Annotated in this window: 11 protein-coding genes and 2 pseudogenes; 4 read left to right on the top strand and 9 right to left on the bottom strand. The window is 69.9% G+C overall.

The genetic code is table 11. The features are described 5' to 3' along the window. Positions 1-54 precede the first annotated feature (54 nt). The 3 genes from ACQP0P_RS37790 to ACQP0P_RS37780 form a co-directional block, all read right to left on the bottom strand. The gene (locus tag ACQP0P_RS37790; RefSeq protein WP_433364875.1) at positions 55-2484 is read right to left on the bottom strand and encodes a glycoside hydrolase family 5 protein; all 2430 of its coding nucleotides are present in this window, start codon (positions 2482-2484) and stop codon (positions 55-57) included. 152 nt (positions 2485-2636) lie between these two features. Then, entirely contained in the window at positions 2637-3023 is a 387-nt protein-coding gene (locus ACQP0P_RS37785) for a hypothetical protein (protein WP_433364872.1), read from the bottom strand. Continuing rightward, positions 2932-3822, bottom strand: a complete 891-nt coding sequence (locus ACQP0P_RS37780; RefSeq protein ID WP_433364869.1) for an enolase C-terminal domain-like protein — start codon at positions 3820-3822, stop codon at positions 2932-2934. The genes ACQP0P_RS37785 and ACQP0P_RS37780 overlap by 92 nt, the downstream gene beginning before the upstream one ends. Before the next feature lie 74 nt (positions 3823-3896). Here ACQP0P_RS37780 and ACQP0P_RS37775 point away from each other — a divergent pair. Continuing rightward, positions 3897-4319, top strand: a pseudogene (locus tag ACQP0P_RS37775) (aldehyde dehydrogenase family protein); the annotation flags it as partial. Between the two features lie 186 nt (positions 4320-4505). Here ACQP0P_RS37775 and ACQP0P_RS37770 read toward each other — a convergent pair. The 3 genes and pseudogenes from ACQP0P_RS37770 to ACQP0P_RS37760 all read right to left on the bottom strand — a co-directional run. Next, a pseudogene (locus ACQP0P_RS37770) lies at positions 4506-5228 on the bottom strand (5-dehydro-4-deoxyglucarate dehydratase); the annotation flags it as partial. Positions 5229-5264: 36 nt separating this feature from the next. Then, entirely contained in the window at positions 5265-5798 is a 534-nt protein-coding gene (locus tag ACQP0P_RS37765; protein ID WP_433364866.1) for a hypothetical protein, read from the bottom strand. Further along, positions 5795-6466, bottom strand: a complete 672-nt coding sequence (locus ACQP0P_RS37760; RefSeq protein WP_433364863.1) for a carbohydrate ABC transporter permease — start codon at positions 6464-6466, stop codon at positions 5795-5797. Before ACQP0P_RS37760 ends, ACQP0P_RS37765 begins: the two co-directional genes overlap by 4 nt. A 388-nt stretch (positions 6467-6854) precedes the next feature. On the opposite strand from ACQP0P_RS37760, the gene ACQP0P_RS37755 reads away from it, so the two are divergent. Further along, positions 6855-9293, top strand: coding sequence for a right-handed parallel beta-helix repeat-containing protein (locus ACQP0P_RS37755; RefSeq protein ID WP_433364860.1), 2439 nt, complete (start codon positions 6855-6857; stop codon positions 9291-9293). Between the two features lie 280 nt (positions 9294-9573). On the opposite strand, the gene ACQP0P_RS37750 is transcribed toward ACQP0P_RS37755, so the two are convergent. Together ACQP0P_RS37750 and ACQP0P_RS37745 are read right to left on the bottom strand one after the other, a co-directional pair. Beyond that, positions 9574-11136: a glycoside hydrolase family 10 protein gene (locus tag ACQP0P_RS37750; protein ID WP_433364857.1), complete on the bottom strand. Its 1563-nt coding sequence runs from the start codon at positions 11134-11136 to the stop codon at positions 9574-9576. A 172-nt stretch (positions 11137-11308) separates the two neighbouring features. Further along, entirely contained in the window at positions 11309-12259 is a 951-nt protein-coding gene (locus ACQP0P_RS37745) for a LysR family transcriptional regulator (protein ID WP_433364854.1), read from the bottom strand. Positions 12260-12369: 110 nt separating this feature from the next. On the opposite strand from ACQP0P_RS37745, the gene ACQP0P_RS37740 reads away from it, so the two are divergent. Further along, positions 12370-13626, top strand: a complete 1257-nt coding sequence (locus ACQP0P_RS37740) for an alpha/beta fold hydrolase (RefSeq protein ID WP_433364851.1) — start codon at positions 12370-12372, stop codon at positions 13624-13626. 166 nt (positions 13627-13792) lie between these two features. Continuing rightward, positions 13793-15109: a M64 family metallopeptidase gene (locus tag ACQP0P_RS37735; protein ID WP_433364849.1), complete on the top strand. Its 1317-nt coding sequence runs from the start codon at positions 13793-13795 to the stop codon at positions 15107-15109. Between the two features lie 115 nt (positions 15110-15224). Here the strand turns inward: ACQP0P_RS37735 and ACQP0P_RS37730 are convergent, their stop codons facing one another. Next, complete coding sequence (locus ACQP0P_RS37730; RefSeq protein WP_433364846.1) at positions 15225-16211, bottom strand: M64 family metallopeptidase; 987 nt, start codon at positions 16209-16211, stop codon at positions 15225-15227. Positions 16212-16315 lie beyond the last annotated feature (104 nt).

Genomic DNA, 16315 nt, shown 5'->3' with positions numbered 1-16315 from the left:
CCGCCGGTATTGCGATCGGCGCAGCTCAGGCTCGGTGACGTGCGGAAAGTGGGGCTAGCGGTGTGCCGTCAGGGTGTAGGCGCCCCGGGTGCAGCCGGTGATGCGCCAGCCGCCCGGTGCCTTCCGGGTGGCGACGCCTGTGAGTCCGGCACCACGGACGACCGGCTGGGCGCCGCCGGGGAACCAGACGTCGAGGCCGCACCCGGCGCCCTCGCCCCGGGCCGTGAGGCTCGCCTGGTCCGAGGTGAGGCTGGTCAGGCGGCCGGGGGCGGAGCGTGGGTAGGGGCGCGAGAGCTCGGCGACGTATTCGGGGGGTGGGGGCAGGTTCTTCCCGGTGGCACAGTCCTCGATGATGAGGTTGCCGCCGGTATCGTCTTCGGCTCCGGCGTGGGCGTCGCCGCAGGACTGCTTCCAGACCCAGAACGCACCGCCGATGCGGTGCCTGTCCTCTTGGTCGGTGTATCTCGTGATCGGGGCCGAGGCGGGGTCGCCGAACCACCCCCACTCTCCTGACCAGAGCCCGGCGCCGTAGTACGCCGCTGCCCGGCTCGCCAGGTCGAAGCCGCGCTCGATGCTGGTGATGGTGATGCCGGTGCCCTGGTCGATGGTGATCGACTCGTTGTAGAGGTGGGGGGCGAAGACGAGCAGCCGGTCGTCGGTGAAGTCCTTGGGCACCGAGACCTCGAAGCCGAGACCCGACCAGAGCACGGACGGCTCGAAGAAGACCAGGTGCGGGAAGCCGCGCTTCTCGCCCGCCCTGATGGCCTTGATCGCTCGGTCGTAGTAGCGGCCGAGCAGAACGCCGGAGGTGATCGGCGGTGCCTCGCCGAAGCCGGGCTCGTTCAGCAGGTCGTATCCGGCGACCATCGGCTCGTTCGCGAACCGCTCCGCCAGCATGCCCCAGGCGGCGACCAGGCGGGTCTGGATGCCGTCCCTGTCCTGGTAGAAGTTGGTGAAGGCGCGGGCGACGGCCGGAGAGATATCGCGTCCGGTGAACTCGCACCTGGGGGCGCCGTCGAAGCGGTCGGCCCAGGTGGGGGCGCCGTCCCAGCCGTGCATCGGGGAACCGTTCTCGCAGGTGGTGCCGGGGGCGGCGTTGACGCCCTTGCCCCAGGCGTCCTGGTGCATGTCGATGACCGTGCGCAGGCCGTGCTTGGCCGCGGTCTCGACGGCCCAGGAGATCCTGGCGAGGTAGGCCGGGTCGTATTGGCCGGGCTGGGGTTCCAGGGCTGACCAGGACAGGGCGAGGCGGATGACGTTGAAGCCCATCTGCTCCATGCCGGCGAAGTCGGCCTCGGTGAGCGGTCGCGTCACCGCCTTGTCCGGAAATTTCTGGAAGTAGTCTTCGAGCTGGTTGACGTTCACGCCGCGCAGCAGCACCTCGTTGCCGTCGGCGTCGACGATCCTGCGGTCGGCTGAGAGCGTCAGGCCCTTGGTGTGTGGTGGCGGTGTGGTGGCGGTGCCGGGCTGCAGGAGCGGTACGGCGAGCGCCGCCGCGGCCACGACGGCCGCCATCCGTGTCGGCGCGGAGAAGGCGACGCCCTTATGTGCCGGGCGAAGGGTGGTTCTTCGCGCCGGGAAGGTGGCGGGGAGGAGGGCGACGAGGGCTGCTGTCGCGAGGGCGAGGAGGGCGCCGAAGGAGAGCGCGGGGGCGAGGCGGAGCATGATCGCCGGTGCCCAGAACGTGTCGCCGCCCGCCAGGTCGCCGGGGAGCCCGATGGCCACCTCGACCAGGCCCAGCGTCGCGGCCGCTCCCAGCGCGGAGATCCCGGCCACGACGGCCCGCGGCGAGGTGGTGGTACTGAGCCGGCGGTTCAGCGCCCAGGTCATCACGCCCAGCAGGGTGACGGCGGCGAGGTAGCCCAGCGGTCCCGCCTCGGGCGCCGGGGCCAGCGGGGAGTCGCCGATGGCGTACCCGATGGGTGAGCCGCCCCACCACACCCCACCGACCAACGCACCCACGACCACGGCCACCCCCGCCGCCACCCACCCCGGCCCCGAGGCCGCGGTGGGTTCAGTGCCCGACTCCGGGGAGGGTGGGGTGAGGCGGCGGTGCAGGAACTGCGTGAGCCAGGTGGCTGCCAGGACCGGCAGGCCGAAGACCGCCGCCTTGACACCGGTGAAGCCGGTCGACCACGCCAGGTAGACCACATCGCCGAAGGCCATCACCAGCGACATCGTCAGCTTGGCCGCCATCGCCGACCACACCACCGCGCCCCACACCAGCAGTGCCGTACGCAGCGGGGCACGCCCGCGCGCGACCACCCACGCCAACACCCCGACCCCCGCCAGCAGCAGCGGCACGTAGACGGCCGGCGCGGCCACCTGCCAGAGCCCGGCGACGGGTAGCAGGTCGGCGCCCGTCCACGTGTACGGCGCGGCCAGCCCCGACGGGTCGAACGCCGCCCCCAGCGCGATGACGGCGGCCAGTACCACGACGGCGGTCGGCGACAACCAGCGGTTCCTCATAGTGCCAGCGACCATACATGAGCATTGTTCATATATGAAGAGCCAGATCCACAACAGTGCGGAAGACCAGCCGAACCCGCGGGGCGGCTGCAGTGCGACGCGCTCGTGATCGGGTCGGGGAACTCACCCCGCGGTCGCGGTCGTTGTTGCCGGTCGAGGTGATCGGGTCACCCACTTCGGCGACCGCCCGAGCCGAAGAGCCGGAGGGCTTCGCGCAGGGCGGCCAGGCGTGGCGGTGAGGCCAGCCCGGCATGGTAGAGGTGGAACTCCCGCGCCCCCGCCTCCGCGTAGGCGTTCAGCAGGTCGGCCAGGGCTCGCGGGTCGGCGGGGCGTGGCGGGAGCGCCAGGACGTAGGCGCCGATCCGCTGACCGGGCACGGCCATGGCCGACAGCTCCCTGAGCCGCGCGCAGTCGGCGGCGAGCTCTCCCCAGCAGTTGCCGACCAGCGCCCCGGCCGCCGGTTCACCGGAGGGGAGCGCGGCGAAGGAACCCGCGGCCCACGGGTCGGGGTTGGCGTGCAGCGTGATGGGCGTCCGGCCCGCCGCGGCGATCACCCGTGACCGCAGCCGTGTCGAGAGGGCGACGCGCGCCTCTCGTACGGCGTCCGTCGCCGGGCCCAGGGCCTCGGCCATCGAGCCGGGGTGGCCGTCGACCGCCCGCCGCACCCGTTCTCGCGTTCCCTCCGGGTGGCCGGGGGAGCAGGCCGCGCAGGAACACAGCGACAGCAGGGCCATGTGGACCGCGGACCAGTCGGCGCCCTCGGTCTTCTCGTAGGCGTGCTTGTGGAAGAAGCCCATCGGGCCGCGCCAGCGGCATGGGCACCCGCGCGGCCACCTGCGCCATGCCCTCCAGGCCGGGCGTGGGATCCTCCAGGTACTCCACCAGCCCCTCCAGTCTGGCGCCCATCGCGACCGAGGTCTCGACGCTCCACGCGGCGTTGGGGTCCAGCCGTAACGGCAGCCCGGGGAAGGCCTCGGCCAGGGCGGCGAGCGCCTCGGACTCCTCCTCCGGCGGGAAGACGCCGCCCTTGACCTTGATGGAGGCGAAGCCGTACTCCTCGACCAGGAGCCGGGCCTGCGCGAGCAGCCCGTCGGTGTCGAGCGCCGCACCGAAGCGGTCGGGATCGCCGCCGGGGTGGCCGGCCCGCTTGTAGAAGAGATAGGCGCTGTACGGCACGGCCTCACGCACCCGGCCGCCGAGCAGATCGCACACGGGGACGCCCGCCGCCCTGCCCCTGATGTCCAGGCAGGCCACCTCGAACGGCGACAGCACACGGTCGACGCTTTTCTCCCTGGTGGAGACGCCGGTCAGTCCGTGCAGGTCGGTCACCGCGTCGCCGACGATCGCGCGCACGCGCCGTTCCATTGGAGGCGACCATCGACCACGCCGACACCTCCCTCACCCCGCCCCGGCCCGATGTGCGCCGGATGAAGCACCCGCTGCCCGGCGTCGTCGCCGTGTTCAGCGCGAGCAACTTCCCGTTCGCCTTCTCCGTCGCGGGCGGCGACACCGCCTCGGCGCTGGCGGCCGGATGCCCCGTGGTGGTCAAGGCTCATCCCGGCCATCCCGGCACTTCGGAGGCGGTCGCCCGGATCGTCAGGTCCGCGCTGCCCGACCCCGCCCTGCTCGGCTTGGTCCATGGTCTGGAGGGTGGGGCCGACGTGGTGCGTCACCCCCTGGTCCGGGCGGTCGGCTTCACCGGGTCCCTGGCCGGGGGCCGGGCCCTCCAGGAGCTCATCGGGCAGCGGGAGGAGCCGATTCCGTTCTTCGGTGAGCTGGGCAGCGTCAACCCGGTCGTCGTCCTGCCTTCGGCGGTCCGCGACGGGCTCGCCGAGGGTTTCGCCGCCTCCCTCACGCTCGGCACCGGCCAGTTCTGCACCAACCCCGGGCTGCTGTTCGTGCCGGAGGATCCGGAATCGCTGAAGGAGCCGGCCGCCGCCGTGGCGGCCGGCACCGGTGGTCCGATGCTCACCGAACGCATCCGCGAGGGCTACCGCGTAGCCGGGTACCCGGTCGCGAAGCTCCACCAGCGGCACGAAGAACTCGGCCAGCAGCCGCCGCACGAGCGGGTCGTCCCCGGTGGTGACGGCCCAGTAGCAGGCCAGTGCGATCGAGGGGGCGAAGGCGAAGACGGCGCTGGAGTAGAGCGGGACGCCGATGCCACGGTAGGCCGGGACGGTGAGCTCGGCGGTCGGCAGCCCGTTGAAGAAGGTGAATTCCTCCCTGCCCGTCCGGCGCACCGCCAGGATGATCCGCTGCATCAGGTCGAGGTCGCCCAGGCCGTCCTTGAACCCGACCACGTTCGGCAGCTGGGCGAGCTCGGCCACCGCCTCCGGGGTGTACCTGGCGTTGCCGCGCTGGTACACGATCAGCGGCAGGTCGCTCGCCGCGGCGATCTCGCGCACATAGCGCACGAGCCCTTCGGGCGTGCCGCCGACCAGGTAGGGCGGCAGCAGCAGCAATCCGTCCACGCCGTGCCGCGCCGCGGCGCGTGCCTGGGCGGCGGCGGCGGGCACCGGGCCACCGGCGCCGGCCAGCACCGGAACCCGCCGGTCGGCCGCCGCGACGGAGACCGCGACCACCCGTTCGTAGTCCGCCAGGTCAAGGGCATGGAACTCACCCGTGCCGCAGGCGCAGAACACTCCGGCCGCCCCCGCCGTGACTCCCGCGGAGACATGGTCGGCCAGCACCGGTTCGGCGACCTGGCCGTCGGCTCCGAACGGGGTGACGGGAAAGAACAGAACACCATCAAAGCGCATCTTCAGGAACCTCCAGGGAAGTGCGCCGGTCGATGGTTATCGGATGCCCTCCCGGCGCAGAGTGGCAGCGAGCTTGTGGATGGAGAAGCCCCAGGCGCCCACCGGGAGGATCATCCCGGCGAAGCTGTCGATGAGGTTCACGTGCAGCAAGGGCAGGTCGGCCAGGACCAGCGAGAGCGGCAGCGCGATGATCTCCTCGGGCAGCATCATCGTGGCGAGCATGAGCAGCAGCACGAAGGTCATGCCGCGAAAGCGCTTGCGTGCCAGCGCGTAGGCGGCGAAGACGCTGACCGTCATCTGCAGCAGCAGGCCGAAACCGACCACGATGAAGGAGTTGGCGAGATAGCGGTAGACATCCTTGTCCGCGGTCTGGAGGAAGTTGTCCAGGGTGAAGCCCTGCGGCCACAGCGTGAAAGCGGTCGGATCCAGGGTCTCGCCGAAGGCGCTGACCAGCAGGCCCCACAGCGGGCCCGCGAACACCACCACCATGGCCAGGTAGAGGAGCCCCTTCAGGAGGAGGGTCAGCGGGCCGCGCCGCGCCTCCAGGCCCAGAGCCGTTTCGAACCTCATACGTCCCTCCTACGGCGCGCGAGCCGTACGATCACCGTCAGCGCGAGCGTGACGGTGAACAGCGCGACGCACCCGGCTGCCGCCACCCCCAGGTCGTTGCGCTGGAAGCCGGCCTTGTAGATCAGGGTCATCAGGACCTCGGAGGAGCCGTTCGGCCCGCCGTTGGTGAGCACGTAGACCTCGACGAAGACCCGCAGCCCGCGAATGGCCGCCAGCGTCGCGAGAATCCAGAAGACCGGCCGCAGGGCGGGCAGCGTGATGTGCCAGACGCGCCGCCACGTGGGCGCCCCGTCCACTGCCGAGGCCTCATACATCGTGCGGTCCACGCCGACCAGCCCGGCCAGGAAGATCATCATGTCGTACGGCGCGCCGCGCCAGATGTTCATGCCCATGATCGACAGCAGTGAGGAGTCCTCGTCGGCGAGGAAGGGCTGGGGCGCCACGCCCGCCAGGCCCAGGACGGAGTTGAGCGTTCCCGACTCGCCCGGGTGATACATGATCCGCCAGACCTCGGCCACCGCCGCCATCGTCACCACCACCGGCAGGAACGCGGCGGTCCTGATCAGCCACAGGTGCCGGGCCTTGCCCTCGACCAGCAGCGCGAGCACGAAGCCGAGCAGCAGCGAGCCCGCCGTGGTCCCCACGGCCAGGGTCACGCTGTGCCCCATGGCCGACAGGAAGGCCTCCTGTCAGCACCCGCCGGTAGTTGTCCAGGCCGAGGAACTCATCTCCCAGGAACGGCTGCACCTTGAAGAATGGTCATGCGCGGCGCGGGCATGGGACAGACGACCCTCAGCTTCCGTCCTGACGCCAACACCCGCTACGACGCGCTCACCCCGGACGGCAGCGACTGGGACGAAGACGGCATGACGCATGGTGCGGGCAAGGGCGGCTGGATGTGGCCGGGCCGTGGCCTCCTGCGCGTGCAGACCCGCGAGGTGTCGAGCAAGTACGCCGGCGACTACGCCTCGGCACCCGCCAACCGCAAGGACCAGCGTCAACCAGCACTGGGCCAGCGGCATTCCCCTGCGCGAAGGCACCGCGCTCGGCGGAACCGTGATCAAGCTCGCGACCAACGCGGACATGACCCGCTTCAAGGCGGGCGGCTATCTGTGGGTGGGGGCTGCCAACAGCGTCAAGTTCTACGAGACGCAGACCGTGACCGACACCTCGAAGTACCAGAACCTGCACATGCGGCAGCAGATCTTCCAGATCGCCTCGGTCGACACAGCCGGCCGGAACGTCACGATCGACAAGCCGCTTGAGTACGACCTGCCGCTCAACTCCACCTCCGACGGCTCGGCCGCGATCGGCGGTACGGTCTACCCCAGCCGGGTCACCCCGCTCAAGGTCGTCCAGGGCGTCGGCATCGAGGACCTGACCATCACCCAGGAACTCGACGGCATGCCCAAGAACGGCGGCGGCACCTACAGCGCCAGTCCCGCCGACGCCAAGTTCAACTACGGCAACATCGCGCCCGAGTACGAGATGCACGGCATCGTCCTGAAGTGGGCGGCGAACGTGTGGGTCCGCCGGGTCGGCACCCAGATGACCGGCTCGCATGCCGTGGTGACGGAGAGCGCCAAGAACATCCAGGTCCAGGAGTCGTCCTTCGACGGCTCGTGGAACAAGGGCAAGGGCGGCAACGGCTACTTCCGCGGCTCGCGGGTGTGGGACTCGCTCTACGCCCACAACACCAGCCGTAACCTGCGGCACTTCACCTTCCAGTGGTCGGCCTCCGACAACGTGGCGATCGGCAACGACTTCGACTCCGACCTGAACGTGCACGGCGGGTGGGAGCGGCGCAACCTGTTCGAGAACAACACGGTGCGCGTGCCGTACGAGCACGCCTCGAAGAACTGCAGCGCCAACTGCGGCGAGGAAGGCGGGGGCGCACCGGACGACTCCACCTGGTGGCCGATCTGGTGGGCCGCCGGGCCGAAGGCGGCCAAGTGGTCGGGCTCCAGCGGGCCGCAGAACGTCTTCTACAACAACGCGATGAGCAAGCAGACCACCCAGGGCGGTGCCTACCAGCCGTACTACGCCGACCGGCAGCGGGTCTACCAGATGGGCAGTTCCTCCACCAATCCCTCGCAGTTCCAGCATCTGGCGCTCGGCGGGAGCACGATCCTGGACTGGGCGGGACAAGAGACGGCGGACTACACCGGCTCCGGGGTGCACGCGGGGGTGACCGACTCCTCCGGGTCGCTGTTCCTCAAGGGGCAGGGCAGCGGTGGGGACACCACTGCGCCGAGTGACCCGGGCAACCTGCGGTCGACCGGCACGACGTCGTCCACCGTGTCGCTGGCCTGGGACGCGTCGACGGACAACGTCGAGGTGACCGGGTACGACGTCTACCGGGGCTCCACCCTGGTCGACACCGTCACCGGCACGTCGTTCACCGACACCGGCCGGGCTTCTGCCACCGGTTACACCTACACCGTCAAGGCCCGTGACGCCGCGGGCAACACGTCCGGGGCGAGCAACGCCGTCACGGCCACCACCCAGCCAGGCAGCGGTGGCAACACGGTCGACGTCTCGACCGCCGCCCAGCTCAAGAGCGCCCTGGCCAACGCCCAGCCCGGCCAGACCATCAGGCTCGCGGCAGGCGAGTATCACGGCGACTTCCTCATCCAGCGCCCGGGAACCTCCTCCCAGCCCATCACGCTGACCGGCCCCTCGACCGCCGTGCTGGTCAACGACGGCCCCTCCGGCACCGCCCCGTCCTGCCCGGCCCCGACCGGCGGCTGGGACTCCGGATATGGGCTGTGGCTGTACGGCTCGCCGTACTGGAAACTGACCGGCTTCACGGTCAAGGACTCCAAGAAGGGGATCGTGCTGGACAACTTCCACCACGTGACCATCGACGGCGTGTACGTGCACCACACCGATGAGGAGGGCGTGCACTTCCGCAAGTCCTCGGCGGACGGGGTGATCCAGAATTCGAGGATCTCCCACGCGGGGCTCGTCCAGCCCGGCTACGGCGAGGGCGTCTACCTCGGGTCGGCCAACTCCAACTGGGGCTGCCACGGCAACTCCAGCGGCGTCGACCGCAGTGACCGGGTCAAGGTGCTCAACAACGAGTTCGGCCCCGGCATCGCGGCCGAGCACATCGACATCAAGGAAGGCACCGCCGACGGGGTCGTCCGCGGCAACACCTTCAACGGCACCGGGATCAGCGGGCAGAACTCCGGCGACTCGTGGGTGGACGCCAAGGGCGTCGGCTACCTGATTGAGAACAACACCGGCACGTTCGCCTCGCCCGGGACCTTCGCCAACGGCTACGAGACCCACAACCCGTCCACCACCCCGTCGTTCGACAACGGCTGCGGGAACGTGTGGCGCGGCAACACCTCCAACCTGGGCGGCGTCGGCAAATACGCCATCTACGTCAGCTCCACCTCCAAGTGCGCCGCCAAGCCCAACGTCGTCCACGCGTCCAACACCGTCAGCAACGCCGTGACCGGCCTGACCAACATCAAGGTCACCCCGTAGCGGGAAAGGAGCTCAGCATGTCCTCACCACGGACTGCCACCCATCGTCGGGCGGCCACCTCGACCGCGCTCGCGCTCGCCCTTCCGATGGACTGGCGCGTGTGTGGCGGGGCGTTCCACATCTCCTGATCGAGGCGGGCGCGTGGCAGGACCTCCGGTTCAGGCCGCGCGCCCGCCGTCGAGTCTCGTCAGGGCCTGTCGATCTGGGCTTTCCTCATGGTGTCGCCCCTGGCGGGGGCGCCGGCCGGCCGGTCCCGCTCGCGGGTCCTCGGTGAGTCGGGTCAGCGGACCCGGCGGCCGTGGCTGGGCTCGCTCCGGCGGTTCGCCCGGTCCACGGCCGTCACGTGGTAGTGCGCGCCGCCGGCTCCCTCGGGGTCCACCCAGCGCACGTCGCGGCCCGCGGGGATGACCGCGACCAGGTTGCGGGCGTCGGCGAAGTCACCGGGACCGGCCTGCCGGTCGAACCGGAAGACCGCGAACTGGAATGGGACGTCCCTGCCGGGGGCGACGATGTGCAACTCGGCGCCACCGGCCACCTTGTGCGCGGTGGCCAGGACCGGGCGGCGCGGTGGCCGGCCGCCCGCGAGGCGCGGCAGCAGCGGGGCGAGGGCCGGGCGGGTGTAGTGGTCGGTCACCGCGGTGCTGACGCTGCCCAGCCGGTCCGCACGTACATCGCCGGAGTTGTACCAGATGTCGCCGCCGACCTGGGGGTTGTCCCGGTTGAGAGTGAGGTGCCGGGAAAGCTCGTCCGGCTGGAACCACTGGGCGGGCTGCCCGGCGGCACCGGCCTTGTAGGCGGCCTGGCCGATCCAGAGCTGGACGTCGGTGCCCGCCGCCACGCCGGACCACCAGGGGATCAGCTTGGCGTAGTCGGCGTTCGACTGGCCGATGTACCAGTAGATCTGCGGTGCGATGTAGTCCAGCCAGCCCTTCCTGACCCAGCCCCGAGTGTCGGCGTGCAGGTTGTCGTACGACTGGCTGCCGGCGGTGTCCGAGCCGAGGGGGTCGGTGGACCTGTTCCGCCAGATGCCCGAGGGGCTGATGCCCCAGGCGACCTCCGGCTTGGCCTGCCGTACCCGCTGCTGCATCTCCCGGACGAGCAGGTCCACGTTGTCGCGCCGCCAGGAGGCGAGATCGGGGAAGCCCGCGCCGTAGCGCGCGAAGGCCGCGGCGTCGTCGAAGGCCGCGGTGTTGACCGGGTAGAAGTAGTCGTCGAAGTGCAGGCCGTCGATGTCGTACCTGGTGACCGCGTCCATCATCGCGTCCTGGACGAACGCCCGCACCGCGGGGATGCCCGGGTTGTAGTACAGCTTGCCGCCGTAGGAGACGATCCAGTCCGGATTCCTGCGGCCCGGGTGCTCGGGGTGCAGTTTGGCCGGGTCCGGCTGCATCGACACGCGGTACGGGTTGAACCAGGCGTGGAAGGCCAGGCCGCGCCGATGCGTCTCCTCGACCAGGAAGGCCAGCGGGTCGTAGCCCGGGTCCTGGCCCTGAACGCCGGTCAGGTACTCCGACCACGGTTCGTGCGGCGAGGGCCAGAAGGCGTCGGCGGTCGGCCGGATCTGGACGAAGACCGAGTTGAGCCGACGGGTCCGCGCGAGGTCCAGCCAGGCCAGGTACTCGGCCTGCTGCGCCTCGACGGTCAGGCCGGGCTTCGACGGCCAGTTGATGTTGAGCACCGAGGCGATCCACATCCCGCGCATCTGCCGCAGCGGCGGGACCTTATCGGCGGCGCTGTCGGCGGCGAAGGCGGGCGCCGAGGTGAGGGCCGACAGCGGGAGAGCCGTCGCGGCCGCGGCCAGGGCCAGACCGCTCAGGACGGAACGTCGGGTGGGTGTGCTCATGCGGACCTCCGGGGGGCTGAAGAAGAAGGCGCCGAGCGTGACATTGACAGAAACTTACTTTCAAATCAATGACAATGAAGGAAAATATCGTTGAGATGCGATCCGCTCCACGGCGTTCGGACAGACATGGTCCGCTGCACGCCGAGCGCGGCATCGGCCGGTTCAACCGGGATCACGGCCGGAGGTCCGCCGGGTGGCGGGCGCGCCAGGCGGTGTAGTGCGGCTGACTTTCGAGGGATTCGCGGTGGGCCTCGATGGCGAGGCGCGTCAGCTCCTCGGCCCGGTGGGCGAGGGCGCCGTCGCGGCGCCAGGCCGCCAGGTGCCTGATCCACAACGGTGATCCGGCGAGCGGGCGGACCACGAGCCCGGATCCCGCGGGGAAACTGGCCTGGCAGGGCGAGATCGCATGCTTCTCGGCGATGAGATTACGGATCATCATCGGCTCGATCATGATGTACGGCATCTTCGGGACGAAGCCCTCGTTCTGGCAGGCGGTCACGAAACACTCCGGCCAGCCGGCACCGTCCGGTGGTGAGAGCACCCAGTCGTCGTCCGCCAGCTCCGCCAGTGGCACCTCCTCCAGCACCGCGAGGGGATGGGCCTCGGCCATCGCCACGAAGACAGGTTCCACGGCGATGGGGCGCACGCCCACCGAGGGCGGGATGACCAGTTCGTGGCCGGGGTAGTCGATGAGGGTCGCGGCGTCCAGCCGCCGGGAGGTCAGCAGATCCAGCAGCAGGCGGGGCGAGTGCTCGGTGTGCACGGTGATCGAGGCTCCCGGGACCTCGAACAGCCGCCGCAGCAGGCCGCTGAACAGGGGGTTGGCGTAGCCGCCGATGCGGGCGACGTCCGTCTGGCCGCTGGGCGGCAGGGCACCTGTCATCAGCTCGTCCACGGTGTGCAGCGCGGACCTGGCCCGGGTGAGCACGAACTGGCCGAACGGGGTCGGTGTCACGCCCAACCGGCTGCGCCGGAAGACCTGGCCGCCGAGCGTGGACTCGATCCGGTGCAGCTGGGCGGTCAGGGCGGGCTGGGAGACGCCCAGGGAGGCCGCCGCCTTGCTGAGACTCCCCGCGCCGGCGATGGTGCATAACGCTCGAAGATGCCGTAGCTCCAGCTGCATGGGCCAAATATAGTGCGGCATAACGCTGGATTTATATGTCTCTGGGATAAGACGCGATTCCCTCGTTTGGCGCACAGTTGACGGTGATCCCGACTTTCGAAGGAACCCATATGCCAGTGACCTACCGCCGTTCCGGCCTCGTCTTCACCGATCACACGATCACCGTCCCGCTGGACCACTTCAGCCCGGACGGTGCGACGATCGAGGTGTTCGCGCGGGAGGCGGTCGCGGCGGGGCGGCAGGGGGACGACCTGCCGTGGCTGCTGTACCTGGAGGGCGGCCCCGGCCACAGTGCCCCCCGCTCGCCGGCCGGGTGGCTGCACCGGGCCACCCGGGACTACCGGGTGCTGCTGCTGGACCAGCGCGGCACCGGGCGCAGCACTCCCGCCAACCGGCAGACTCTGGCCGGTCTCGACAACCCCGCCGCCTACCTGCGCCATTTCCGGGCCGACGCCATCGTCAGGGACGCCGAACTGCTTCGCGCGCACCTTCTGGGAGACCGGCCGTGGAGCCTGCTGGGGCAGAGTTTCGGCGGGTTCTGCGCGCTGACCTACCTGTCGCTGGCCCCCGAGGGGTTGCGCGAAGTCATGATCGCGGGTGGACTGCCACCGCTGGCCGGGACACCCGAGGACGTGTATCGGGCTGCCTACCCCCGGGTTCTGGCGCACAACGAGCGGTTCTTCGCCCGCTATCCCGGTGACCAGGCGATCGCCCGTCAGGTGGTCGACCACCTGTACCGGCAGGAGGTTTTCCTGCCCGGCGGGGATCGGCTGACCCCGCGGCGCTTCCAGACCCTTGGCATCACGTTCGGCACGGAGAGCAGGTTCGACACGCTGCATCACCTGCTTGAGGAGGCGTTCGCCGGTGAGAAGGAGTTGTCCGAGGTCTTCCTGCGCCGGGTGGACGCGCTGGTCTCCTACGCCGAGCACCCGCTGTACGCGCTGCTGCACGAGGCGTCCTACTGCCAGGGCGGGGCCTCCGACTGGGCCGCGTACCGCGCGCTGGGCGAGTTCCCCGAGTTCGATGTGGAGCAGGGCGGCCCCGTCCGGTTCTTCGGCGAGATGATCTTCCCGTGGTTCTTCGACGAGGACCCGGCGCTGGTCCCGCTGCGGGCCTGCGCCGAGGCGCTGGCCGTCTGCGAGTCCTGGCCGCGCCTCTACGACCCGGACCGGCTGAGCGGCAACACCGTCCCGGTGGCGGCGGTGATCTATCACGACGACCTGTACGTGGACCGCGACAGCTCCCTCCGCACCGCGAGCACGGTGCGTGACCTGTCTTCCTGGATCACCAACGAGTACGCCCACGACGGGTTGAGCGCCTCGGGCGGGGCCGTGCTGGACCGGCTCGTCGCGATGGTCCGCCGGTGAGCCCATCACTCCATCTCAACTGCCCATAACCCACCGGTTATGAGCAGCCTTGACCTGCGGCTCCCCGGCAGGTACGAACGGGCCGACAAGCTCGACACTCTCGCGTGATCACCCCGTTATCCGACACCGGTGACAATCTGCGGCATTCCCCAAGCAAGGAGAACCCGTGCGCAGATCGTCCGTGGTCGTCGCCACGCTCATGGTCATGGCGTGTCTGTCGACCGGCCCGGCTCACGCCGAGGATCCGGGCCAGACGCGAAAGGTCGAGGTCTTCGGCGAGCACGCCCCCGAGGGCTACACCGAAGTTCCGGTGGAGAGCGGCGACAAGGCGAGGGGCCTGGCCGTGCCGTCCGCCACGGTGACGCCGATCGAGGTCAACGGCCCCAGCGACAAACGCATCGACCTGGTCTACCTCGGTGACGGTTTCACCGAGGCCGAGCAGGACGCCTACACCGCCCAGGTGGCCAACAGCTGGAACATCCTGGCCCAGCGCGAGCCGTTCAAGAGCTATCGCAAGCTGTTCAACGTCTGGCAGGTGAACGTCGTCTCAGGCGAGTCCGGGGTCGACAACGACCCGGTCAAGGGGGTGCGGAAGGACACCGCGCTGGGCGGTGAGTACTGGTGTGAGGACCTGGAGCGCCTGGTCTGCGTGGACATCCCCACCGCTCAGTCCTACGCCGGGCTGGCCCCCGCCTTCGACCAGATCGCCGTCGTGGTCAACAGCCCCACCTACGGCGGTGCCGGCTACATCGAGGAGAACCTGGTCACCTTCTCCGGCGGGCACCGGAGTGGTCCGGAGATCCTGCCGCACGAGTTCGGCCACTCCATCGGCGACCTGGCCGACGAGTATCCCTACTGGGCCTACCCGGACGACGGCAGCACCTACACCGGCGACGAGCCGCCCGACACCAACGTCTCGATCCACAACGCCGGGCAGCAGACCGCGCGGCGGGCCAAGTGGTGGTACTGGCTGGGCGCCGAGACCCCCGACGGCGGCGTGATCGACACCTTCGAGGGTGCCGCCTACTACAACCTCGGCATCTACCGGCCCAGCGACAACTCGCTGATGCGCTCCCTGCTCAAGCCGTTCAACCTGGTCGGCCGTGAGGAGATGGTCCGCACGTTCGTCGAGACGACCGGCCTGATCGACGACTCCACCCCGAGCGGCAAGGTCAGGGCGGGCAGCACCCTGACGGTCACCCCCGTGGGGCTCCCGACCGTGTCCACCCGCTGGTTCATCAACGGCCACGAGATCGCCGAGTGGGCGGGCGGCACCTCGGCGGTGGCTCTGACCAAGAAGCCCAAGGGCCACGGAAAGCCCGAGGCGCCGTGGTGCGGGCGCAAGGACCTGAAGGCCAAGAAGGGCGACTGCACCTACTCGGTGCAGGTCGGTGACTCCACCGACTTCGTGAGGAACCCCGCCTACAAGGCGGACATCCTCACCCAGTTGATCATCTGGACGATCGACAAGCACAAGCACTGAACCAGACGGTCCTGCCGCGCCCCGAGCGGGGCGCGGCAGGAGGACGGCGATCGCCGAAAGATGCTCTGCGGGAGCGGGCGTCTTCCGGCGATCGTGTGCGTTCAGCGCCGGGTCGTCATCCCGTCTTGGCGAGAATCGCCTTGGTCATCGCGTCGAGACCGATCAGGTTGAACTTCTTCCCGAGGGTGCGCATGATCGAGTTCTCCGACGGGCGGTAGATGCCGTACGCGTAGTCGGCGCCCCCCTGGTAGGCGCCGATCACGCCACCGTCGGGAGTGGCCTGACCCAGGTACTGGTACCACTTGCGCCTGCCCGAGGTGAGCTGCGCGGCGGTGTACTTCGACACGTTCGCCGCCGACGGCTCGCCGCCGTTGTAGGTGGTGTTGAGGGTGGAGTACTCGTCCGCGAGGTTACCCATTGAATGTCCGAGCTCGTGCACCACGACCTGGCCGGAGCTCGCGTTGCCGCCCGAGGCGGTGGCGACGCCGCCGCCCGCGCCGTACCCCGCACCGCCGTACTTGGTGCTGTTACCCAGCGCCACCACCTGGTCGACACCGGGTGCCAGTGCGGCGTAGGACTTGGCGGTGGCGGTGTTCACGCAGAGCAGGCGCTCGATTCCCGAGCACCAGAACCCCATCCCGAGCGCGGTGTTCCTGCTGACGCCCTGGGTGGGGTCGTTGTCGACGCCCGACTGGCTAGAGACGACGTTGACCATCCACACGTTGAAGGAGTTCTTGTAGGTGCTGAACGGTTCGACGGCGGTCATCTCGGCCCACTTGCTCGCGGCGTGGGCCTGGAAGGTGGCGATCTCGGCGGAGGTGTAACCGTCGCCCACGAAGACCAGGTCGAAGCGCTGGGAGGAGGGGCCCGTCTGCTGCAGGGCGGTGACCGTGGCGGCCGGCGCGGCGCGCGGGGCGGGAGGCACCTGCCGCTTCGGGATCTCGACCTGCTGGATCGTGCCGTCGGGGGAGAAGACCTCCACCCGCTCGGTGGATCCCGGCGGGGACGGTTCGGCGGCGGCGGACGTTGGTGTGGCGAGGGAGGCGATGACGACCGGGATGACGACCGGTACGAGCAGCGCCAGGCGGAGGGGGCGGGGCACGGCGTCTCCTTGGGGGTGAGCGCAGTGGATCTAGTGCCCACATCGTGAATTACCGCCATACGCCCAGATAATCCCTTTTCGAGATAACCCTCCCGTTATAGTGG

It is taken from the genome of Streptosporangium sp. CA-115845 (genome assembly GCF_050943795.1).
GTDB lineage: Bacteria > Actinomycetota > Actinomycetes > Streptosporangiales > Streptosporangiaceae > Streptosporangium.
The sequence above is the reverse complement of the archived record's forward strand: the minus strand, read 5'-3'. Positions and strand labels throughout refer to the sequence as shown.